The following is a 20,855-nucleotide window of genomic DNA, read 5'->3' as shown; positions in this document are numbered from 1 at the left end:
GGCAGTGGTTGGGCGGGGATGTCGTCAGCCGAGGAGCGCGTTGACGCGGGATTCCGCGTCGGTGAGCGCGGCCTCGACCGTCTTGCTGCCGTCGGCAGCGGCCGAGAGTTCCTCACCCACGATGTCCTGCATCTCCTGCTGCGCCTCGATGACGGGCGGGAGCACCGTCTTGTCGAGGGAGTCGAGCACGGCCTGCCGGTTGGCGGGCTTGCCCTTCGTGAGGTAGTCACTCAGCAGCGCTTCGTCGGCCACGGGCGGCAGTTCCCAGGCGGTGTCGAGGCGCTGCTGCACCATCGCCTCGGAGGAGGTGAGGAAGGTGATCCACTTCTGGGCGGCCTCGGCGTTGGCGGAGTTCGCGTTGACGACGGCGGCGTTGGTGAACATCGCCGACGCGTTGGTGGTGTCGCCCGGTTCCACCGCGATGTCCCAGGAGAAGGGCGCATCCGCCATGCCGTCGAACATCCAGATGCCGGTGTGCCACATGGCGAGCTTCCCGGTCTTGAACAGGTTGGAGTCGTAGTCAGGCGTGCCGACGCCATCGGCCGCCGTCGGCATCGTGGTGCCCATCTTCTCGGTGAGCCACTGTGCCGCCTTGATGCCCTCAGGGGAATTGAAGGTGGCCTGCGTGCCGTCCTCGGAGAGGAAGGTGCCGCCTGCCTGGGCAAGCGCCTTGTAGAACTCGTGGAAGGACACCGGCTGGTAGTCGCCCCAGACGCCGGCCTCCTTGTCGGTGAGCTTCTCCGCCGCCGCCTTCTCATCGGCCCACGTCCATTCGCTCGTCGGGGGTTCGACCCCGGCTGCCTCGAACAGGTCGGCGTTGTAGAACAACACCACGTTCGAGAACGACTCAGGCAGCCCGTACTGCGAGCCTTCGTGCTGGAATGCCTCCAGCAGCGACGGCTTGTACAGGGAGGCGTCCACGCCGTCGAGCGGGGCCAGGGCGCCGGCCTCGCGGTAGGTGACGAAGTTCTCGTAGTTGAGCTCGAACGCGTCGCCGGCGGTGCCGGCGGCCACGGCGGTCTGCAGCTTCGTGAAGTAGTCGGCGTAGGGGACCGTCTCGAGCGTGAGCGCGATGTCCGGGTTCTCGGCCGTGAACGCATCTGCAATGGCCTGGAGATCGGCCTCATGGCCCCCGTTGGCCGAGAAGTTCATGTAGTGGACGCTCACCTGTTCGGCCGCGGGCTCGGTGGCGCCGGCCGACTCTGACGGATCAGCGGAGCCAGAGGCCGGGGACGACTCCTGGGCGGCGGGCGGGTTCGGGTTGGTGGCTGAGCCCTGCGTGCAGGCACCCAGCGCGAGGGCGGTGATCAGCAGGCCCGGGAGGGCCAGCGTTCGGGCTAGTGACGTCATTGTTCTTTCCCTTTCGTGAGGTCACTTGATACCGGTGTGGGCCACGCCGGCGATGATGTGCTTCTGGGCGAGCAGATAGACCAGCGCTATCGGCCCTATGGAGACGACCGAGCCGGCCATCATGACGTCCCAGCGGGTGGTGAACTGGCCCTGCAGGGTGGCCAGCCCCAGCGGGAGCGTCTGCAGTTCTGGGGAGCGGATGACGATGAGGGGCCACAGGAAGCTGTTCCACGTGGCCATGAACGCCAGCACCCCGACAGTGGCGAGGGCGGGCTTGATCAGCGGCAGGATCACCGAGGCGAAGATCCGCAGGTGGCCGGCGCCGTCGATCCTGGCCGCCTCGTCCAGCTCCTTCGGGACTGAGCGGATGGCCTGGCGGAACATGAAGACGCCGAACGCCGAGGCGACCGTGGGCGCGATGAGCGCGAACAGCGTGTCATGGAGCTGCCAGTCGCGGAACTGGATGAACAGCGGCACCACAAGGACCTGGAGGGGGATCATCATGGTGGCCAGGTAGAGGGCGAAGACCACTGGCTTGGCCGGGAACTCCAACCGCGCGAACGCATAGCCGGCCATGGATCCGGTGACCAGCTGGAGTGCCGTCGAGGCGAGTGTCACGATGACCGAATTCATGATGATCCGGGCCATGGGCAGCGACGTGAACAGTTGCCGGTACGCATCGAGGGTGGGGTCGGCCACGAGGAGGCTGGGTCCTTCCGCGAGGGACCCGTTCGGCGTGATCGACGTGACCACCGTCCAGAGGAACGGGAACATCATGGCGACGGCTCCGATTCCCACCGCGCCCACCAACAACGCTCGCCTAGTCATAATGCACCCACCTCCGCTGACCGATCATCTGCACCACCGTGACGGCGAGTATGAGGAGGAACAGCAGCCACGACAGCGCCGCACCCTCTCCTGCTCGCCCGTACCGGAAGGTGAGGTCGTAGACCTGCCCCACCAGCACCTGCGAAGATCCCTGCGGCCCGCCGCGCGTCATGACGTAGACCTGGTCGAAGACCTGGAAACCGTTGATGAAGGAGATGACCAACACGAAGAACGTCGACGGCGTCAGCAACGGCAGTGTGACGTGCCGTAGGCGCCGCCAGGCACCGGCACCGTCGATGGTCGCCGCCTCGTACATGTCGCGCGGGATGGCCTGCAGCCCGGCCAGCAGGATGACCATGACGAAGCCGAGGTCCTTCCATGCCGACGCCAGGATCACGGAGGCCAGCGCCCACTGGGGATCCGTCCACCAGCCCGGTTGGGGCAGCCCCAGCGCACCCAGCGCGGCATTGACCACGCCGTTGCTCGGGTTGAGCAGCCACTTCCACACCAGGGCGACCACCACCCAACTCGTCACGACCGGCAGGAAGTAGACGGCTCGGAAGAAGGTGCGCGCGGGCAACTTGGCGTTGAGCGCCAGGGCGAGCGCGAGCCCGCCGACGTACACCAGCGGCAGGTAGCCCAGCACGTAGCCGAGCGTGTTGCCCAGGATCCGGTAGGTCGAGGGGTTGGCCAACGCCCGCTGGTAGTTCTCCAACGCGACGAAGGTGGGCTCCGAGATGAGGTTCCAGTCCTGGAGGGAGATCCAGATCGACGACAACATGGGCCACAGCGTGAACAGGATCAGGGGGACCGTGGACGGGGCCAGGAAGAACACGGCCCATCCGAGGTCACGTCGACCCCGTCGCGATGCGGCATTCACCATCGAACCCTTTCCTTCACACCTTTGTTAAGTGAGAAAGTAATATGCTTCGGGGACCACGTCAAGGGCTGTGGCCGAATTGTGATACACCAGTAAATTAAGCACCGAAGGAAGGAGGGTGGCATGGCTCGGCGAAACACACCGGCGGACCTGTCGGCCGCCATCATCGGCCTGATCGGTACCCGCGGCCCCCAGTCCAGGGCGGATCTGGCGCGGGCTCTCGACGTCTCCGCCGCTGCAGTGACCAACCTCACCCGCCAACTGCTGGCGGATGGGGTGCTCACCAGCGTGGGCACCTCGTCGTCGGGGGGTGGCCGACCGGCCACCCTGCTGGACATCCGCCAGGGACGTCGCCGGGCGCTGGGCGTCAAGGTCACCCCCAACCACCTCTTCATGGCTGAGGTCGACCTCACCGGGGACCCCGCCCAAGCCGTGAGCGTGGATCTCGACACCCGCGCCCCGGATGCGCTGGACGTCATCGCGGAAACGATCGCCGACTACGCGGCGCCCAACTCCGACCTGCTCCTGGGCGTCGGGATGGCGGTCCCGGGCACGGTCGACGGCGGGGTGGTGACATCGCCGGGTATGGGCTGGCAGCGGGTGGATGTCGCTCGCCTCGTGCGACAGCGGGTGGGCCTGCCGGTCGTGATCGACAACAACGTCAACGCCCTCGCCATCGCGGGCCAGCTCTACGGCCGCCCCGGGCTGGGGCCGGATTCGCTGCTGATCACGATCGGCTTCGGCATCGGCGCGGCCATCGTGAGCCGCGGCCAGTTGTTCCGCGGCGCGTTCGGGGGTGCGGGCGAGTTCGGCCACATCTGGGTCGATCCGCACGGGGAGCCGTGCGCCTGCGGGTTGAGCGGGTGCCTGGAGACGCTGGTGTCAGATGATGCGCTTGCGCGGCGCGCGCAGGAGACGGGCGCGATCCCCGACGGGGGCTCCAAGGATGACCTCAACGAGGCAGCGCGCGCGGGCGAACAACGGGCTCTCGAGGTCTTCGCGACCGCAGGGTTCCACCTCGGCGCTGCGGTCTCCTCCCTCGTGCACGTCCTCGACCCGGGCGAGGTCCACGTCTCCGGGGAGGGTGTGGATGTCTGGGAGTTCTGGGAGCCCAGCTTCATGAAGGCGCTGCGCGCCCACCTGCCGGCGCACCGACGCGACCTGCGCGTCACCGTCGACGATTGGGCCGAGGACGCCTGGGCGCACGGCGCCGCATCACTGGTGTTCGCCTCACCGTTCAGCAGTAGCCGCAACAACACGGTGGACGAAGTCCGCGACCTGCTCCGCACTCCGCAGCAGTAGGCCTGCGGCCGCCGCGTCCGTCGGATGGCGCGCTTCAGGCGGCTTCAGCCCAGGGCACCGCACATATCCCTACCAAAAGTGGGGGTCGATGTGGATAATCCACATCTGCCCCCACCTTTGGTAGGGAAAAGTTGGCGGGCCCGGTCCGCGCCGGCCGAGACCCCGCCCTTCTGACCCCCGAGCCTCAGTTGCGGCCCCGGGTGGGGTGGAAGCTGACCACTCCCTCGTCGGCGGCCACCGACCGCGTCTTCTGGAAGTACCGAGGCGCCGACTCCAGTACCCCCGCGGTCGTGTAGTACTGGCTTTCGGCAGGGATGGGCAGCTCCACCAGGCGCTGCTCGATCGCCGACTGGTAGATGGCGGTGATCACCTCGAGCCCCAGCCGCCCGTCCTCGCCGGTGACCGCAGGTGCCCTGCCCTCGTCGATCGCGTCCAGCACGTCCAGGATCTGCGCCGCGTGGCCGGTGTGGGGCAGCGGGTCGCGACCGCGCGCGAGCGCCTCGAGCAGCTCCACCCGGCCGGGGTCGCCGTCGGGGTCCGGGAAACCGCCCGGACCGGCGGTTTCCGCCGCCACCGCCCACGGTTGGGCGACCGAGGCGTCACGGCCCTGCACCACGATCTCCTGCCGCTGGCCGTGATGCACCACCGAGCTGGTCAGCTGGGCGATGGCGCGCTCGTAGCGCAGGAGCGCCACCGACAGGTCCTCGACCTCGGAGTTGTCGTGCCATGCGTTGGTCATCATCGCCATGACCGCCGTCGGCGCGCCCATCAGCCACAGCAGCAGGTCCACGTGGTGCACCGCGTGGTTCAACGTCGGGCCACCGCCCTCGGACGCCCACGTGCCGCGCCAGTTGAGGTCGTAGTAGGGCAGGCCGCGCCACCACGCCGACTCCACCCGCACGCTGGCCACGGGCCCGATGAGGCCGGAGTCGACGGCGTGCTTGAGCAGGTCCATGTCGTCGCGGAAGCGGTTCTGCGCCACCACGGACAGCACCGCGCCGCTGCGCCGCTGGGCCTCGAGCATGGCGTCGCACTCAAGAAGCGACGGCGCCATCGGCTTCTCCAGCAACACGGCCTTGCCCGCATCGAGCAGGTCCACCGCCATCTGCGCGTGCGTCGACGGCGGGGTGCAGATGCTGACGAGGTCGACGTCATGCCCCAGCAGGTCCTCGTAGGAGGAGAAGACCTCCGCGTCCAGCCCCAACGAGTCGCGCACCGCCTCGGCCTTCGACACGTTGCGGTTGCACAGCGCCACCACGCGGCAGCGGTCCGGGAAGCGCAGGTATCCCTCCAGGTGCGCGCCCGAGATGCCTCCCGTGCCCACCACGGCGACGTTGATCATGGCCGGCCTCCTCTCCCCGCCCAACCTAACCCGGCGCGGCACCGGCCTGCCGGAGTTGCCGCGTGTTGTCGCCGCGCTGGGTAGGTTGGGCACATGCGGACGCTGCGCACCGTCACCCTCAACACCGGGTACGACGACTACTACACCGTCGGCGACCCCGTCTGGGGCGGCGTCGCCCCCATGCACGCCTTCCGGAGCGTCTGCTCGGGCAAGGGCATCAGTTGCGCCCGGGCCGCGGTCGCCCTTGGGGTGCCGACGGTGGCGTACGGCCTCGTCGGCGGCGACGACTGGTACGACTTCGGCTCCCGGCTCAAACACGAACGCATCCCCCACCGCCTCGTCGCGGTGCCCGGCGGGACCCGGCACAACCTCACGCTGGTCGACGCCACCGGCGAGAAGGTGGCCGCGCACTTCATGGCGCAGGGCTTCACGCTCACCGGGCCCGACGACGTCCGGCCGTTGGTCGACGCCGTCCTCGCCGACGTGCAACCCGGCGACCTCGTCACCCTCAACGGGTCCACCCCCACCCGCCTGCCCGCCACGACGTGGGCCGGCCTCGCGCGGGCAGTGCTCGACCGCGGCGCCGAGGTGGTCGTCGACGCGCAGAAGGACGCGCTCGTCGCGGCGCTGGACGTGCCGGGCGTGCTCGCGTTCAAGCCCAACGACGAGGAGATCCTCGCCATCCCGGAGGTGGCGGCGGCTGACGAGGCCGACAGGGTCGCCGTCGCGCTCGACGTGCTGCGCCGCGCGGGGGTGCGGTTGCCGATGGTGTCGCTGGGCGAGCACGGGGTGGCCTACGCCGACCCCGACGGCTCGCCCCGCCGTGCCTCCCTACCCGTCGAGCGCCCGGTCCAATCGGTCATGGCAGGCGACTCCTTCGTGGCCGGCCTCGCCTGGGGCCGCTTCGCCTCGGACGAGCCTGCGGACTGGCTGCGGCACGCCCTGGCGGCCGCAGCGGCACACGTCGCGGGCTTCGCCGGCCAGGACCTGCGCTCCCACGCCGAATTCAATCTCACCACCGCCCGACTACCATGAGACGGTGATGGTCGGTCGGTTGCTGCGTGCCCTGCTGGCAGCGATGCTGTTGGCGCTGGGCCTCGTCGGCACCCCGTCGACGGCGGAAGCGGTCACCGACTACCTCGATGTCGAGATCACCTCGATCTCCACCCCCACGCTCGACCTGGGCAACCCGGAGCAGGTCGTCGAGATCCAGGGCCGGCTCACCAACGTGTCCACCACGCCCATCCGCTACGTCAACGTGCACTTCTGGCGCGCCCCCGTCGCGATCCTCAGCCCGGAGGAGTTGACGGCCACCTCCGCCAACCTCCCGGTCGGCAACCGACTGTTCGAGGAGGCCGCCGGCAACCTCGACATCCTCACCCGTGAGACGCCCTTCGGGCCCGGCGAGCGCGCCACCTTCACCGTCCGCGCGACCGTCGCCGAACTCACCGCCGAGGGCCCGTCGCAGGTGCCGCTCCCCCGCGACGACGCCGTCTACCTCCTCGGCGTCCAGGTCCGGGGCATCCCCGACGACGGGCAGAACATGGTGGTCGGGCGCGCGCAGGTCGCCACTCCGGCCACGCAGCAGCCGGTGGCCTCCAGCGCGCTCACGGTGCTGGCCGCCGCCCCGTCGTGGCTGCCGGACGGCACGTTCCTCGACGACTCGCTCACCGGCGAGCTCAGCGGTCGCCTCGAGACCCTCCTCGCCTCCGCCGAGCGACCCGGGGTGACCACCGCCGTCGACCCCGCCCTCTACCTGGCGGTGCACTGGCTCAGCGACGACCACACCGTCGCGGGGGAGGCGCGCCGGGCAAACGGCGTCGCGCTGCGGTGGATCGAACGTGTCGACGCCCTGGCCGAGGAGGGCCGGCTGTGGCGGCTCCCCTTCGGCAACCCCGACCTGGTCAGGGCGGACGTCACCGGCCAACTGCAGCGCGTGCTCGCCTGGGCGCGCGAGGCCGCACCGGACGAGCTGCTCGACCTGCCGTCGGTGGCCATCCTCGACGAGGGCGCCAGCACGGATCTGGTCGGCCGGCTCGGCGAGTTCGACACCGTCGTCATCCGCAACGCCAGCGGCGCCAGCGTCGGCCCGCCCCGGGTGCTGACCGCAGCTCCGCAGGGCGCCATCACCGCGCTGCCCGCCGGCGTCCAGTTGGCGCGCAAGATCGCCGACGAACTGCTCGCCGCCCGTCCGCCGCTCTACGTCATCGACACCCCGGAGGCGGCCGCCGTCGACAACGAGCTTGCGCCCTACCGCGAGCACGTGCCCGCCACGACCACGCCGGCGGAGCCGCTGCGGTGGGCAGACGCCCAACGCCCCGCCGCCTACGACGAACTCCTCGCGGCCCTCGAGCACGAGACCTCCAACGCGGACCTGCTCGCAGACCTCACGCCCTCGGCCGGCTCCCCCTATGACCAGGCGACGCTGGGCGCGCTGGCCTTCGCCAAGGACTTCCCGACGGAGGCCGCGGCCGTCGAGTACCTCAACGCCGCCTCCCCCGCCGACGTCGACCTGAACCTGATCACCCTGCGCGCAGCCTCCAACTACGTGATGGGCGCCCGCGTCAACGAGTTCCCCGCCACCATCAGCAACGAGCTCGACGTCCCCGTCGTCGTGGGCGTCCAGTTCGACTCCGACGCGCCGCAGCGCATCCGCGTGCCGGCCATCGAGGCGATCGAGATCCCCGCGAAGGGCACCGCCACCATCACCATCACGCCCGAGGCGGCCGCCAACGGTGTCGCCCTGGTGCGGCCCCGGCTCGTCACCGCAGAGGGCCACGAGCTGTCCTCGGGGCAGCCGATCGAGATCACGGCCACCGATCTCGGGCGCGTCGGCTGGATCATCATCGTCGTTTCGGGTGCAGTGGTGCTGGGAGGCACCGCGTGGCGCATCGCCGCCGTCCGGCGGGAACGCGCGAAGGCGGAGGACGGCCTCCCGCCGAGGGAGAGCGAGTGAGTCAGGTCAGCAGCACCAGGAGGTTGGTCTCCGCGAGCGCGGTGATGGCGTCGGGGACCCTCATCTCACGCATCCTGGGCGTCGTCCGGGTGGCGCTGCTCGCCTTCATCCTCGGCACCGCCACCCGCCAGGCCGACATGTACGCGCTGGCCGACATGGTGCCCAACTCCCTCTACATCCTGTTCGCCGGCGGCGCGCTCAACACCGTGCTGGTGCCGCAGATCGTGCGGGCGCTCAAGAACGACCCCGACGGCGGCGAGGCCTACACCAACCGCATCATGACGGCGTTCATGCTGATCATCACCGGCGTGGCGGTGCTCGTGACCGTCGGTGCCCCCGTCGTCGCCCGCATCTACACCTCCGAGGCCTGGCGCGACCCGGCGCTCGAGCAGCAGTACCGCGCGCTCATCGCGCTGATGTTCCTCACGCTGCCGCAGATCTTCTTCTACGGCGCCTTCTTCCTCCTGGGCCAGATCCTCAACGCGCGCGACAAGTTCGGCCCCATGATGTGGGCCCCCATCGCCAACAACGTGGTGGCCATCGTCGTGCTGAGCACTTACCTCTTCGTGTGGGGCAACCAGCAGGACCACGGGCTGGCATTCACCACGCCCCAGGTCCTCCTGCTGGGCATCGGCTCGACGGCGGGGATCGCCGTGCAGACCCTCGTGCTGTTGCCCTACGTCAAGAAGGTGGGCTTCAAGCTCCGCCCGCGCTTCGACCTCAAGGGCACCGGACTCGGGCACACCTTCTCGCTCACGAAGTGGACCATCGGCTTCGTCGCGGTCAACCAGCTGGCGCTCGTGGTGGTGCAGCGGCTGGCCAGTTCGGCGACCGCCACCGGTGAGGGCGCGGGCGTCGTGGCCTACGCCAACGCGCACCTGCTGTGGATCCTCCCCCACTCCCTGATCACCGTGTCGCTGGCGACGGCGATGCTGCCCAGCGCCTCCCGCCTGGCCGCGTCGGGGGACACCCACGGCGTCAGCCAGGAGTTCATGAAGACGGTTCGCCTGGCGCTGATCGTCATCGTGCCGGCCGCCGTCGTGTTCGTCGCGCTGGCGCAGCCCACCGTCGGCATCCTGTTCGGGCAGGGCGCGGGCCGGGCGACGGCAGACCTGGTGGCCTGGGCGCTGATCGCGTTCGCGTTCGGCCTCATTCCGTTCACCATCCAGTTCGTCACGTTGCGCACGTTCTACGCGCTCGAGGACACCCGCACCCCGTTCCTCGTCCAGGTGCTGATCGCCGGGCTCAACATCGCCGGCGCGCTGGCGCTCGTGGGCGCCGTCAACGCGTGGTTCACGGACCCCTCCGACTGGGTCGCGGCCGCGCTGGCCCTGGCCTACTCGATCGCCTACCTCGTGGGCGTCCTGGTGTCGTGGCGGTTGCTGAAGCGCCGGGTCCCCGGTCTCGACGGGCGCGCGGTCCTGCTCCACATCGTGCGGCTGCTGCTGGCCTCGGCAGTCGGTGCGGTGCCGGCGTTCCTGCTGTCCGGCTGGTTGACAGGGCTGATCGAGTCGCAGCTGCTGGGCAACATCGCCGCGCTGGCCGTCGGGGGCCTGCTGATCCTCGGCAGCTACCTCGGCATCTGCCGGCTCCTGCGCGTGCGGGAGCTGACCAACCTGTCCGATCTGGTGCGCAGCCGCTTCGGGCGCCGCGGCGAGGTAGCCGCCGTCGACGGGGCGCCCGAGGCCGACACCACCGTCACCGAGACGTCCATCTCCGGCCGGCTCGACCTGGACTCCGGGCCGCCCACGATCATCCGCAACCGCCCCCCGATCGTGCAGCGCACGTTCGACCCCCACCCCGCCTGGCCAGCCGACAACGCCGTCGCGGCCCGCGCAGACGATGAGGACCTGGCCATGGACGAACCCGTCACCCCCACCGCAGCCGACGGCGAGGCCACCGGGCCGCTGGACCTCGAGGGGCTGTTCCGCGACGAGGCCAAGGGCCGGATCGCCACCGTGGGCACCCTGCTGAACACCCGCTACGAGCTGGTGGAGCAGCTGGCCGAGCGGCACGGCGCCGAGACGTGGCGGGCGCACGACCAGGTGCTCTCGCGCGACGTCATAGTCCACGTCCTCGCGCCGGGCGACCCGCGCCGCAGCGAACTGCTGCGCGCCGCCCGCAAGGGCGCCGCCGCCACCGATTCCCGGTTCCTTCGGGTGCTGGACGCCGACGAGACCGCGGACCGCGAACAGGGCATCGGCGCCTACGTTGTCGCCGAGTACGCCTTCGGGCGCTCGCTCACCGACCTGCTCTCGAAGGGTCCGCTGAGCGCGATCGAGGCCGCGTTCGTCACGCGTGAGCTGGCCGACGCGCTCACCGGAGTGCACGCGCAGGGCCTGTTCCACGAGCAGATCAACCCCGACAACGTGATCATCACCACCGCCGGCGCCGTCCGGCTGGTGGGCTTCGGCATCGAGGCCACCCTTGCCCGCGACGAGGGCGAGGACACCGCATGGGCGGCGCGGGAGCGCGCGGACGTCACCGGCCTGGGCAAGATCCTCTACGCCAGCCTCGTCGGGCACTGGCCAGGCGGCGTCGCCTGGGGGCTCCCCGCGGCCCCGATCATCGCCGGCGAGACGGCTCCCGCGCACATGGTGTCCGCAGGGATCTCCCCGGCGCTGGACCGCATCTGTTCGGCCACGCTCACCGAGCGCGGCGACGTCAGCGTGCCGCGCATCGTCAGCACCGCTCAGTTGGTCAACGCGCTCGACGAGGTGCTGGGCTCCGTCGACGCCTCGCTCGACCTGGAGCATCGGGTGCGCAGCTGGCACGGCCCCGACCAGGCCCCTGTGCGGCAGGCACTGTTCCGGGAGACCGAGGTGATCAGCCGCTCCCCTGAGACGATGGCCGCCCCGCCGACCGTCACGCTGCCGGCCGCCGACGAGGACTCGCTGTTCGGCTTCGGCGCCGATCCGGGGCCTGCGTCGGATGACACCTCGTGGGAGGACGAGCGGCCGGCCCGCAGCAACCGGAAGTGGTGGATCCTGCTGGCGCTCGCCGTCGTGGGCCTCATCATTGCGCTGATCTTCAGCATGACCGGCGGTCGCGACGCGCGGCAGTCGGCTGACCCCACCACCGGCTCCGAGACCAGCGGCATCCCCGTCAGCCCAGGCGAGACCACCCCGGGCAGCGGGGAGAGCACGGCCGGGAGTGGGCCCATCACCGTCGCGAGCGTCACCGACTTCGACCCGGAGGCCGACGGCGGCAACGCCGAGGAGGTGCCCGAGCGCACGGCCAACGTCATCGACGGCGACCCGGCCACCACATGGCAGACGATGCGCTACCTGCGCAACCCGAAGCTCGGCGGCCTGAAGCCGGGCGTGGGCCTGGTGCTTGACCTGGGTGAGGCCCGCACGGTGAGCAGCGTCACCTTGACGCTGGTGGGGGGCGCCACCTCCGTCGAGGTGCGGGTGCCGAAGGGCGAAGCCGCGTCGATGGACACCGAGGCCGATTGGGCCGTCGTCGGGGCGAACCCGGCGGCCACCGGCACGGCCACCGTCGCCCTGGCCGAGCCCGTCGAAACGCAGTGGGTGCTGGTGTACTTCACGCAGCTGCCCGAGGTCGACGGCGGATACCGCGCCGAGGTCGCCGAGGTCACGGTCACCGGTTGAGCCCACGCCTTCGCAGCCCCGTCGGCTGCAGGTCCCCGGCGGAGTCCGACAGGCGTAGCGCCAGAGTCTGCTCCAGTTCCTCAGTCCCCGCCGGAGAGCACCTTGTCGAGGTCGTAGCTGAGCGGCTCCTCGAGCTGGTCGTAGGTGCACGACTCCGGCTCCCGGTCGTCGCGCCACCGCACGAACTGCGCGGTGTGCCGGAACCGGTCCCCCTCCATGTGGTCGTACTTCACCTCCACCACCCGCTCCGGGCGCAGCGGCACGAACGACAGGTCCTTCTTCGCGTTCCACCGCGAATGCTGCGCCGACGTCGGCGTGCGCTGCGCCGCGGCGATCTCCGCCCACGGGTGCGCATCGGAGTCGTCGACGAGGGGCTGGAGCTCCTCGAACAGCTCACGCCGCCGCTCCATCGGGAACGACCCGATCACGCCCACCGAGTTGAGCACCCCGTCATCGGTGTACAGGCCCAGCAGCAACGAACCGATCGCCTCCGTCTCGCCCTTGTAGAGACGGTAGCCGGCCACGACACAGTCGGCCGTGCGCTCATGCTTGAGCTTGTACAAGACGCGCTTGTCCTCCTGGTAGACCTCGTCCAGCGGCTTGGCGATCACCCCGTCGAGGCCTGCGCCCTCGAACTGCTCGAACCACCCCATCGCGGTCGGCTCGTCCGTGGTGGCCTGGGTCAGGAAGATCGGCGGCTTGGCCTTCTTCAGCGCCTTCTCCAACGCCTTCCTCCGCTCCTTGAACGGGCGCTCCGTGTAGTTGTCCATGCCGAGGGCCAGCACGTCGAACGCGACGAAGCTGGCGGGCATGAGCTTCGACAACTTCTCGATCCGCGAGGCCGCGGGGTGGATGCGCTGCTGCAGGGCGTCGAAGTTGAGGCGGTCCCCCGTCTCGGGGTCGATCATGATGATCTCGCCGTCGATGACGGAGTGGTCCGGGAAGTTCTCGATGATGGCCTCGACGAGCTCCGGGAAGTAGCGCGTCATGGGCCGCTCGTTGCGGCTGCCGATCTCCACGGCGTCGCCCGAGCGCCAGATGATCGAGCGGAAGCCGTCCCACTTGGGCTCGAACAGATAGTCGCCCTTCGGTAGCTTCTTCACCGGCTTGGCGAGCATGGGCCCGAACGGCGGCACGACGGCGGTGCCCCACTCGGCGTCACGCTCGGCCTTGGGCGCGAGGTAGTCGTCGTCGTCCTTGTCGGCCCTGCGCTTCGACGGCGGCACCCGAGGCGGCTCGCCCGGCATCTTGGGGTAGTCGGGTGGGAAGTTCAGCTCGCCCAGCCCCCGCTCGAGGTCCTTCTCCCACAGCTCGAGGGCGCCGTCGACGACGCCGGCCTCGTCGTCGATGTCCGCCCATGCGCAGCCTCGGCCCTGCACGACGGCGGGCGCGGTGTGGACGGTGAACTGGCGCGGCTCAACGTCGTCGAGGTCCTCCCACCGCACCGGCATCGACACCGGGGCCCCGGGGAGCGGGCGCGGGGAGTAGGCGGCGGCGATGGTGCGGTCGCGGTTGGCTTGGTTGAAGTCGACGAAGACGCGCTGGCCGCGCTCCTCCTTCCACCAACTGGTGGTGACCAGGTCCGGCATCCGGCGCTCGAGCTCGCGGGCGATGCCGATCACGCCGTGGCGCACGTGCTGGAACTCGTGCGTGGGCTTGATGCGGGCGAAGACGTGCACGCCGCGGTTGCCGGAGGTCTTGGCGTAGGCCTTGAGGCCCACCTCGGCCATCACCTCGCGGAGCACGTGGGCGGCCTTGACGGCATCCTTGAAGTCGGTGCCGGGCTGGGGGTCGAGGTCGATGCGCAGCTCGTCGGGGTTGTCGACGTCGTCCTCACGCACCGGCCAGGGGTGAAACGTGACGGTGCCCATCTGCGCGGCCCAGGCGAGGTCGGCCGGCTCGTCGAAGACCAGCTGCTCGTGCCGTCGGCCGGAGGGATAGGTGCACATGACGGTGCGGAGGAAGTCGGGCGCACCGCGCGGCGGCCGCTTGGAGAAGAACTCCTCGCCCTCGATGCCCTCAGGGAACCGCTGCAACGTCATGGGGCGGTGCCCGTTGAGGTGCAGGAACGCGTCGGAGACGCTGAGGAGGTAATCGGCCAGGCCGCGCTTGGTCACCGGGCCCGCGCCGTCGTCGGGCCACAGCACCTTGGATGCCGAGGAGAGTTTGACCTCCCGCTGGCCGAAGGGTCCATCGATCTTCAGGATCTCGGGCTGCTCTGCCATGGGGCAAGGCTACTTGCCCGGAGGGCAGAGTGAAGTTGTGCAGCGATGCTGGTGCACAACTTCACTCTGCCCATCCACGGGTCCGACGGCGGCCCGGGCATTGTTGAGTTGTGCAGCGATGCTGGTGCACAACTTCACTCTGCCCAACCAAGGGTTCGACGGCGGCCCGGGCATTGTTGAGTTGTGCAGCGATGCTGGTGCACAACTTCACTCTGCCCGGGCCGGCGCGATGCCGCACGGACGGCGACTGCAACGGGAAACCCCCAAGCGGGTCCACTCGGCTGAGTGATCGCGCTTGGGGGTTTCGACACGCTCGCAGAGCTCGCGGCTCAACCAGCGACTACTCCTTCACGTCGTCGTCGACCCACTCGAACGTGCGGCTGACGGCCTTCTTCCACAGGCGGTACTTGCGGTCGACCTCGTCCTGGTCCATGGACGGCGTCCAGCGCTTGTCCTCGGCCCAGTTGTCGATGACGTCCTGCTCGCCCTGCCAGTAGCCGACGGCGATGCCGGCCGCGTAGGCCGCGCCCAGCGCCGTGGTCTCCGCGACGACGGGGCGCACCACGTCGACGCCGAGCATGTCGGCCTGGAACTGCATGAGGGTCTCGTTGGCGGTCATGCCGCCGTCGACCTTCAGCTCGGCGAGCTTCACGCCGGAGTCGGCTTCCATGGCGTCCAGCACCTCACGCGTCTGGTAGGCCGTGGCCTCCAGGACGGCGCGGGCGATGTGGCCCTTGTTGACGTACCGGGTGAGGCCGACGAGCGCTCCGCGGGCGTCGGACTTCCAGTACGGCGCGAACAGGCCGGAGAACGCCGGGACGAAGTAGGCGCCGCCGTTGTCCTCGACCGTCTTGGCCAGTTCCTCGATCTCGGGAGCCGACTTGAACATGCCCAGGTTGTCGCGCAGCCACTGGACCAGCGAACCGGTCACGGCGATCGAACCCTCGAGCGCGTAGACGGCTTCCTTGTCGCCGATCTTGTAGCACACGGTGGTCAGCAGCCCGTTCTTCGACGGGACGATCTCGGTGCCGGTGTTGATCAGCATGAAGTTGCCGGTGCCGTAGGTGTTCTTTGCCATGCCGACCTCGAAGCACGCCTGCCCGAAGGTGGCGGCCTGCTGGTCGCCCAGGATGCCGGCGATCGGCACTCCCGCGAGCATGCCCTGCTCGCGGCCCTCGCCGTAGACCTCGGCCGAGCTGCGGATCTCCGGCAGCATCGACATGGGGATGGTCATGTCGGCTGCGATCTCGGGGTCCCAGTCGAGGGTCTTGAGGTCCATGAGCATGGTGCGCGAAGCGTTGGTGACGTCGGTGACGTGCACGCCGCCGTTGACGCCGCCGGTCATGTTCCAGAGCACCCAGCTGTCGATGGTGCCCATGATCAGGTCACCGGCCTCCGCCTTCTCGCGGGCGCCGTCGACGTTGTCCAGGATCCACTTGACCTTCGGGCCACAGAAGTACGTGGCCAGCGGCAGACCGACGCGGTCCTTGTACTTGTCCTGGCCCTCGCTGCCGCCGAGCTCATCGACGATCTTGGCGGTGCGGGTGTCCTGCCAGACGATGGCGTTGCACGCCGGCTCGCCGGTGTTCTTGTCCCACACGACGGTGGTCTCGCGCTGGTTGGTGATGCCGACGGCGGCGATGTCGTTCTGGTTCAGTTCAGCCTGGCTGAGGGCATCGGCGACGACGGCGCGGACGTTGCGCCAGATCTCCTGCGGGTCGTGCTCGACCCAGCCGGCGCGGGGGAAGATCTGCTCGTGTTCCTTCTGGCCCACCGACACGATGGTGCCCTTGTGGTCGAAGATGATGGCGCGCGAGCTGGTCGTGCCCTGATCGATGGCAAGTACGTACTTGTCAGTCATTGTGTCTTCACTCTTTCTCGTCAGTGAGGCGTTGAGTTTCGGTTAACGGTTCGAACTACGGGAGCAGGACCAGGGCCAGGAGGCCGGCCAGGACGCCGCCGATCAGCGGGCCGACGACCGGCACCCAGGCGTAGCCCCAGTCGGAGTCGCGCTTGCCGGGGATGGGCAGGATGGCGTGCATGATGCGGGGCCCGAGGTCACGGGTCGGGTTGATGGCGTAGCCGGTGGGGCCGCCGAGGCTGATGCCGATGGCGACGACCAACAGGGCCACGCCGAGGGCGCCGAGCCAGCCGAGGTTCGCCGGACCCTCGCCACCGGCGTGCTCGGTGAACTTACCTGCCGCGATGACGACGAAGACGAGGACGAAGGTGCCGACGACCTCAGTGAGGACGTTCCAGAACGGGCTGCGGATCTCCGGCGCCGTCGAGAACGTGGCCAGCTTCAGGCTGGGATCGGTGTCGGTGTCGAAGTGCTTCTTGTACGTCAGCCACATGAGGCCGGCGCCAGCCATGGCACCGAGCAGCTGGCCCGCGAAGTACACGAGGACGAGGCCGACGGAGACCGGCTCGCCGCCCATCTCGTCGACGCCGTTGGCCAGGAGGCCGACGGTGACGGCCGGGTTGATGTGGCCGCCCGAGGCGTAGGAAGCCAGGACGCCGGCGAAGACCGCGAGACCCCACCCCCAGTTGATGAAGAGGAAGCCCTGGCCATTGCCCTTGGTCTTGGCGAGGAGGGCGTTTGCCACCACGCCGCCACCGAGGAGGAGCAGCAGCATTGAGCCGACGAACTCAGAGAGGAAGATGGTTCCCATGATTTCTCCATTCCTGACAGCAGTGTCAGTTGTGCGTCACGGTGGACGCGTTTGCAGCACTAGCCAAGGGCATGTTGAACGTCATTGCAACAGCTATGCACAACCGTGCACGGGGCTTAGACGTGGGTGCACGTAACTGCGTCACGAAATTCGTGTCGCTGTCGGATGGTGGAAGTCAAAGCCGCTGTCAGGGCCGGGAACTGGGTGGTTTGAGGAGGGTCAGCAAGGCAAGCCTCAGCAACTCCCGCTCCTCTGTCAATTCGTCCACCGCGGCCTCCCCTGGCGCCGCCGCGTCGCGCAGCGCGTGCGCCCGGTCCGCTGCGCGCATGATGTGCGTGCAGATGGCGCCCACCTGGGCTTCGTCAAGCCATTTCGGGTCGAACGTCACCCGCTCGGCGACGCCGTCCGGGTTGAGGGTCACGGTGACGCCCTTGGACCTGCCCGAGACAGGCTCCCCCCGCGTGACGTCCCCGTGCGCCTCCAGCGCAGCCGCGTCACGCGCGTCGAACTCGTCGGCCAGGGCCGCGAACTGGACGAGCGACCGGCGGCTCAACCGCGGCAGGCCCCTCAGCCGCTCCAGCACCTCGGCGGAAGCCTCCGGTTCATACGGAGCCTCGACGGCGCCCTGTGGCGCGGCGGGCAGCCTCAGCGTCGACAGCATCAGCGCCTCCCTGAACCGCGCCTCGAGCGCAGCCGCATCGGGCACCTTGTGGAACCAGACCGGGCTCAGCCGCACCTTGGCCAGGCGGCCGTCCTCCACCCAGACGCGCACCACCCGTTCGTGGTCGGAGAACCCGCCGTCTGCGTCGTCCTCCGGGCCTTCGGCCTCGGGTTCGCCGGGGTACCCGGGCGCGGCCAGCGGGTCGTCAGCGGCGCCCTCGTCGTCCTCCGGCGCGCCCGCAGCAGGGGGAGCCAGCGGGTCGAAGTCGTCGTCGAACACGCCCATGTCAGGGCAGCTCCGCCGCGAGGTCCTCAGACCACTGCGCCAACTCATCCATCGTCAGCGTGTCGAACATGTCAATGGTCACGAACAGCCTTCCGCTGGCAGTGTTCACCGCGCAGTTGTCGTGGCCGTCGACGTCCTCGTAGCACCACACGCCCGGGCTCACCTCCTGGTGCCCCTCCGCGACGCCCAGCCGATCCTGCCGCGCGGGTTCTGCGTACAGGCGGGCATCGACGGCGATGCGCTCCGGGTTCGCGTCGTCTGCCACGTCGTAGACCGGGGCTCCGAGGACCCAGGCCAACTCGAACCTGCCGACCTTGGCCGGGTACTGGTCCTCGGTCAGCTTCTCCATCTCCACCGGCTCCACGGTCTCACCCGGAGTCCCGGCAGAAGGCGAAATCGGGGCCGACGAGTCCACACCCCCCGTCGGCGCAGGAGGGTCATCAGGCGAGCATCCGGCCAGCGTCACGAGCGAGGCCGCGCCGATGCCGATCACCAGCCGCAACCACCAAGGCTTCACCATCTAGCGCTCCACTCCGTCCTGCTCCTGTCCAGCTCCCTGCGGGCCCACCGGATCATCCACGAGCGATTCTGCCTCGTCCGGGTCTGGAACCGAATCCGTGGGTGCAGGCGGAACCGAGGCCTGGGCGCCGCCGGAGGGCCACGTGCCGGGCTGCAGCAACTGCGGCGAGGAGAGGCATTGGGCGACCTGCCCGCCCAACTCTGCGCTGCTGTCGCGGACGGGCCTGCCGACCTGGGCATTCCTCAGGTTCCTGCGTAGGTCGTCGAGGAGCTGCAGTGCGTTGGCCACGCGCCGGTAGTGGTACCCCTTGGCGCCCGGCTGCAGGCGCCGGATGGCCTGGGTCGTGGCCTGGATCTCGCGATACATGACGAGGAACAGCGCCCTGTTGAACAGCGCGATGTGACTGATCGCCTTCGCCATGCTGGACGCCATGCCGCCCAGCTCCTGCGTGGCGCCGTCCTGGACGATGCTGCGGGCGGTGTAGCTGTGGCTGGCCGTGCTCACCCAACCCGAGATCTGCCGCAGCCCGGAGATCCGGTTTCGGACCGCCTCCACCCGGCCAGCCTCCTCGAGCCACTGGGCGGCGTTGGCCTCGAGCTCGTCGGGCACGTGCCCGGCGGACTCGCGCACCGCTCGCATGTTCTCGCGCACCTCGCGCACGGCCCTTCGGAGGCTCGCGACCAGCTCTGCGCAGCGGGCCTCGAACTCCCGCTTGTCGCGCAGGTAGTCGAAGCCGTGCTCCACCACCTGCAGGAACTCGTCCCACCAACTGGTGGAGTCCCGCTCGTCGGCCGCGATGGCCCATTCCGCGGCCGCTTCGAGGGAGTCGACGGCGCCTTGGAGCCGGTCTGCGGAGACGCCCTTGGCGTCGCTCAGGGCGAAGCCGGGCGCCGCGCCGCCGGGCGCGACGAACATGCCGTCGATGGAGTGGAGCGCCGCGAGCATCAGATCATCCCCTTCGCCTGCTGGGCGTTGGCCTGTTCGGTGCTGCGATAGTCACGCGCGGAGGCCCGCAGCATCGACGAGATCGTGCTGTACTCGCCGCCGGCACCGGAGGACCAGTTCGTCGTCGAGCCGGAGAGGTCGTTGATCCCCAGGTCCGGCACCAGACCGAAGTCCGTGGGCACCGGAGTGGCCGTGACCGCGTTCATCTCCTCGGACATCTGCTCCCACTCCTGTGCGGCGGCCTCGAGCTCAGCCGGATCCACGCGGTAGTCGCCGGCACCGCCTCCGCCGCCACCACTGGGGTAGGCCCCACCGCTGGGGTACGAGCCACCCCTGGGGTTCGACCCGCCACCGGCATACGACCCGCCCCCCGCGTAGGAGCCACCACCGGGGTAGGCACCGCCGGACGGGTAGGTGGGGGCCGGGTACGGTCCCTGCTCCTGTGTACCGGGTGGCGGCTCGTACGAGGGCGGCTGGTACGAGGGCGGCTGGTAGGTGGGCGGCTCGTACGAGGGCGGCTGTGCACCGGGCGAGGGCGCCTGGTAGCCCGGATCACCGGGGCGAGGCACGTAGCCGGGATCACCGGGGCGAGGCACGTAGCCGGGATCACCGGGGCGCGGCACGTAGCCGGGATCACCGGGGCGCGGCACGTAGCCGGGATCACCGGGCCGAGGCACGTAGCCGGGATCACCGGGACGCAGCACGTAGCCGGGGTCACCGGGGCCCGGCCGGTACCCGGGGGAGTTCGGATCCAGGCCCTGTCGCGACGGGTCAGCGCCCGGGCCGGCCCCGCCGTCGGGACCCAGCCCCGCAGCGACGGGGCCGAAGCCTGCACCACCGGCCCCTCCCGCGCCCGCACCGAAGCCGGGGGCACCTGCGCCGCCGGCGCCGAAGCCACCGCCGAGGGGTGTGCCCGAGCCGGGTACGCCTGCACCCGCCGCGCCGGACGCGCGGAGCATGCCGCCTCCCATGACACCGGACGCGTCGCCGGGCAGCACGCCACCGGGCGCTGCCGCCCGGCCCCCTGCGCCACCGGGGGCTCCCATCATGGGTGGCATCATCGAGGGGCCACCGGCCCCCTTCCTGCCCTTGGACCCCACTGCGTGGGGGTTGATGGCGGCCTCGCCGAGGTCGGAGTCGTCGATCTCGTCGTCGGAATCTGCGCGCAGACCCGCGATGCGGCCCTCGGCCGCCCGCTTCATCAACTGTTCCCACGCCTTGTCAGCGTCACCCATCGCCATCTCCTCAGGGCATAGACCGTGGCCCAGTTAACCA

At 69.8% G+C, this 20,855-nt stretch carries 15 protein-coding genes; 4 read left to right on the top strand and 11 right to left on the bottom strand.

Annotated features, from left to right (window positions below; all coding sequences use genetic code 11):
* Positions 1-24 precede the first annotated feature (24 nt).
* From ABEA30_RS00520 to ABEA30_RS00510, 3 genes are read right to left on the bottom strand one after another with little or no spacing between them, the layout of a single operon-like run.
* Entirely contained in the window at positions 25-1,350 is a 1,326-nt protein-coding gene (locus ABEA30_RS00520; protein ID WP_345577393.1) for an ABC transporter substrate-binding protein, read from the bottom strand.
* Between the two features lie 21 nt (positions 1,351-1,371).
* Complete coding sequence (locus ABEA30_RS00515) at positions 1,372-2,178, bottom strand: carbohydrate ABC transporter permease (protein WP_345577390.1); 807 nt, start codon at positions 2,176-2,178, stop codon at positions 1,372-1,374.
* A complete protein-coding gene (locus ABEA30_RS00510; RefSeq protein ID WP_345577387.1) occupies positions 2,171-3,061 on the bottom strand; it encodes a carbohydrate ABC transporter permease in 891 nt (296 codons plus the stop codon). Before ABEA30_RS00510 ends, ABEA30_RS00515 begins: the two co-directional genes overlap by 8 nt.
* Before the next feature lie 120 nt (positions 3,062-3,181).
* Here ABEA30_RS00510 and ABEA30_RS00505 point away from each other — a divergent pair, with 120 nt between their 5' ends.
* Complete coding sequence (locus tag ABEA30_RS00505) at positions 3,182-4,360, top strand: ROK family transcriptional regulator (protein ID WP_345577384.1); 1,179 nt, start codon at positions 3,182-3,184, stop codon at positions 4,358-4,360.
* A gap of 184 nt (positions 4,361-4,544) precedes the next feature.
* On the opposite strand, the gene ABEA30_RS00500 is transcribed toward ABEA30_RS00505, so the two are convergent.
* The gene (locus ABEA30_RS00500) at positions 4,545-5,702 is read right to left on the bottom strand and encodes a Gfo/Idh/MocA family protein (protein WP_345577381.1); all 1,158 of its coding nucleotides are present in this window, start codon (positions 5,700-5,702) and stop codon (positions 4,545-4,547) included.
* A 93-nt stretch (positions 5,703-5,795) separates the two neighbouring features.
* Between ABEA30_RS00500 and ABEA30_RS00495 the strand changes: the two genes are divergently transcribed.
* From ABEA30_RS00495 to murJ, 3 genes are read left to right on the top strand one after another with little or no spacing between them, the layout of a single operon-like run.
* Positions 5,796-6,737, top strand: a complete 942-nt coding sequence (locus ABEA30_RS00495; protein ID WP_345577378.1) for a 1-phosphofructokinase family hexose kinase — start codon at positions 5,796-5,798, stop codon at positions 6,735-6,737.
* Positions 6,738-6,744: 7 nt separating this feature from the next.
* Positions 6,745-8,658: a DUF6049 family protein gene (locus ABEA30_RS00490; protein ID WP_345577375.1), complete on the top strand. Its 1,914-nt coding sequence runs from the start codon at positions 6,745-6,747 to the stop codon at positions 8,656-8,658.
* Positions 8,655-12,272 (top strand): murein biosynthesis integral membrane protein MurJ, encoded by a 3,618-nt coding sequence (murJ, locus tag ABEA30_RS00485; protein WP_345577372.1) that lies wholly within the window; start codon positions 8,655-8,657, stop codon positions 12,270-12,272. Before ABEA30_RS00490 ends, murJ begins: the two co-directional genes overlap by 4 nt.
* A gap of 80 nt (positions 12,273-12,352) precedes the next feature.
* Here murJ and ABEA30_RS00480 read toward each other — a convergent pair whose 3' ends face one another.
* From ABEA30_RS00480 to ABEA30_RS00450, 7 genes are all read right to left on the bottom strand, one after another.
* Positions 12,353-14,497 carry an ATP-dependent DNA ligase gene (locus ABEA30_RS00480; RefSeq protein ID WP_345577369.1) on the bottom strand — a complete coding sequence of 715 codons (2,145 nt, stop codon included), beginning with the start codon at positions 14,495-14,497 and terminating at the stop codon, positions 12,353-12,355.
* Between the two features lie 340 nt (positions 14,498-14,837).
* Positions 14,838-16,358, bottom strand: a complete 1,521-nt coding sequence (glpK, locus tag ABEA30_RS00475; RefSeq protein ID WP_345577366.1) for a glycerol kinase GlpK — start codon at positions 16,356-16,358, stop codon at positions 14,838-14,840.
* Positions 16,359-16,413: 55 nt separating this feature from the next.
* A complete protein-coding gene (locus ABEA30_RS00470; RefSeq protein WP_345577363.1) occupies positions 16,414-17,169 on the bottom strand; it encodes an MIP/aquaporin family protein in 756 nt (251 codons plus the stop codon).
* A gap of 187 nt (positions 17,170-17,356) precedes the next feature.
* Positions 17,357-18,115 carry a hypothetical protein gene (locus tag ABEA30_RS00465; protein ID WP_345577360.1) on the bottom strand — a complete coding sequence of 253 codons (759 nt, stop codon included), beginning with the start codon at positions 18,113-18,115 and terminating at the stop codon, positions 17,357-17,359.
* Between the two features lies 1 nt (position 18,116).
* Positions 18,117-18,635, bottom strand: coding sequence for a hypothetical protein (locus ABEA30_RS00460; protein ID WP_345577357.1), 519 nt, complete (start codon positions 18,633-18,635; stop codon positions 18,117-18,119).
* Positions 18,636-19,580: a hypothetical protein gene (locus ABEA30_RS00455; protein WP_345577354.1), complete on the bottom strand. Its 945-nt coding sequence runs from the start codon at positions 19,578-19,580 to the stop codon at positions 18,636-18,638.
* Positions 19,580-20,815: a WXG100 family type VII secretion target gene (locus ABEA30_RS00450; RefSeq protein ID WP_345577351.1), complete on the bottom strand. Its 1,236-nt coding sequence runs from the start codon at positions 20,813-20,815 to the stop codon at positions 19,580-19,582. The genes ABEA30_RS00455 and ABEA30_RS00450 overlap by 1 nt, the downstream gene beginning before the upstream one ends.
* Positions 20,816-20,855 lie beyond the last annotated feature (40 nt).

Source organism: Tessaracoccus lubricantis, assembly GCF_039544535.1.
Classification (GTDB): Bacteria; Actinomycetota; Actinomycetes; order Propionibacteriales; family Propionibacteriaceae; genus Arachnia; species Arachnia lubricantis.
The sequence above is the reverse complement of the archived record's forward strand: the minus strand, read 5'-3'. Positions and strand labels throughout refer to the sequence as shown.

Excerpts from the sequence above, each read along its gene's own strand:
- ABEA30_RS00510 (WP_345577387.1), bottom strand. The coding sequence starts at position 3,061 with ATGGTGAATGCCGCATCGCGACGGGGTCGACGTGACCTCGGATGGGCC.
- ABEA30_RS00455 (WP_345577354.1), bottom strand. The coding sequence starts at position 19,580 with ATGCTCGCGGCGCTCCACTCCATCGACGGCATGTTCGTCGCGCCCGGC.
- ABEA30_RS00505 (WP_345577384.1), top strand. The coding sequence starts at position 3,182 with ATGGCTCGGCGAAACACACCGGCGGACCTGTCGGCCGCCATCATCGGC.
- ABEA30_RS00465 (WP_345577360.1), bottom strand. The coding sequence starts at position 18,115 with ATGGGCGTGTTCGACGACGACTTCGACCCGCTGGCTCCCCCTGCTGCG.
- ABEA30_RS00470 (WP_345577363.1), bottom strand. The coding sequence starts at position 17,169 with ATGGGAACCATCTTCCTCTCTGAGTTCGTCGGCTCAATGCTGCTGCTC.
- ABEA30_RS00480 (WP_345577369.1), bottom strand. The coding sequence starts at position 14,497 with ATGGCAGAGCAGCCCGAGATCCTGAAGATCGATGGACCCTTCGGCCAG.
- ABEA30_RS00520 (WP_345577393.1), bottom strand. The coding sequence starts at position 1,350 with ATGACGTCACTAGCCCGAACGCTGGCCCTCCCGGGCCTGCTGATCACC.
- ABEA30_RS00500 (WP_345577381.1), bottom strand. The coding sequence starts at position 5,702 with ATGATCAACGTCGCCGTGGTGGGCACGGGAGGCATCTCGGGCGCGCAC.
- glpK (WP_345577366.1), bottom strand. The coding sequence starts at position 16,358 with ATGACTGACAAGTACGTACTTGCCATCGATCAGGGCACGACCAGCTCG.
- ABEA30_RS00490 (WP_345577375.1), top strand. The coding sequence starts at position 6,745 with ATGGTCGGTCGGTTGCTGCGTGCCCTGCTGGCAGCGATGCTGTTGGCG.
- ABEA30_RS00460 (WP_345577357.1), bottom strand. The coding sequence starts at position 18,635 with ATGGTGAAGCCTTGGTGGTTGCGGCTGGTGATCGGCATCGGCGCGGCC.
- ABEA30_RS00515 (WP_345577390.1), bottom strand. The coding sequence starts at position 2,178 with ATGACTAGGCGAGCGTTGTTGGTGGGCGCGGTGGGAATCGGAGCCGTC.
- ABEA30_RS00495 (WP_345577378.1), top strand. The coding sequence starts at position 5,796 with ATGCGGACGCTGCGCACCGTCACCCTCAACACCGGGTACGACGACTAC.
- ABEA30_RS00450 (WP_345577351.1), bottom strand. The coding sequence starts at position 20,815 with ATGGGTGACGCTGACAAGGCGTGGGAACAGTTGATGAAGCGGGCGGCC.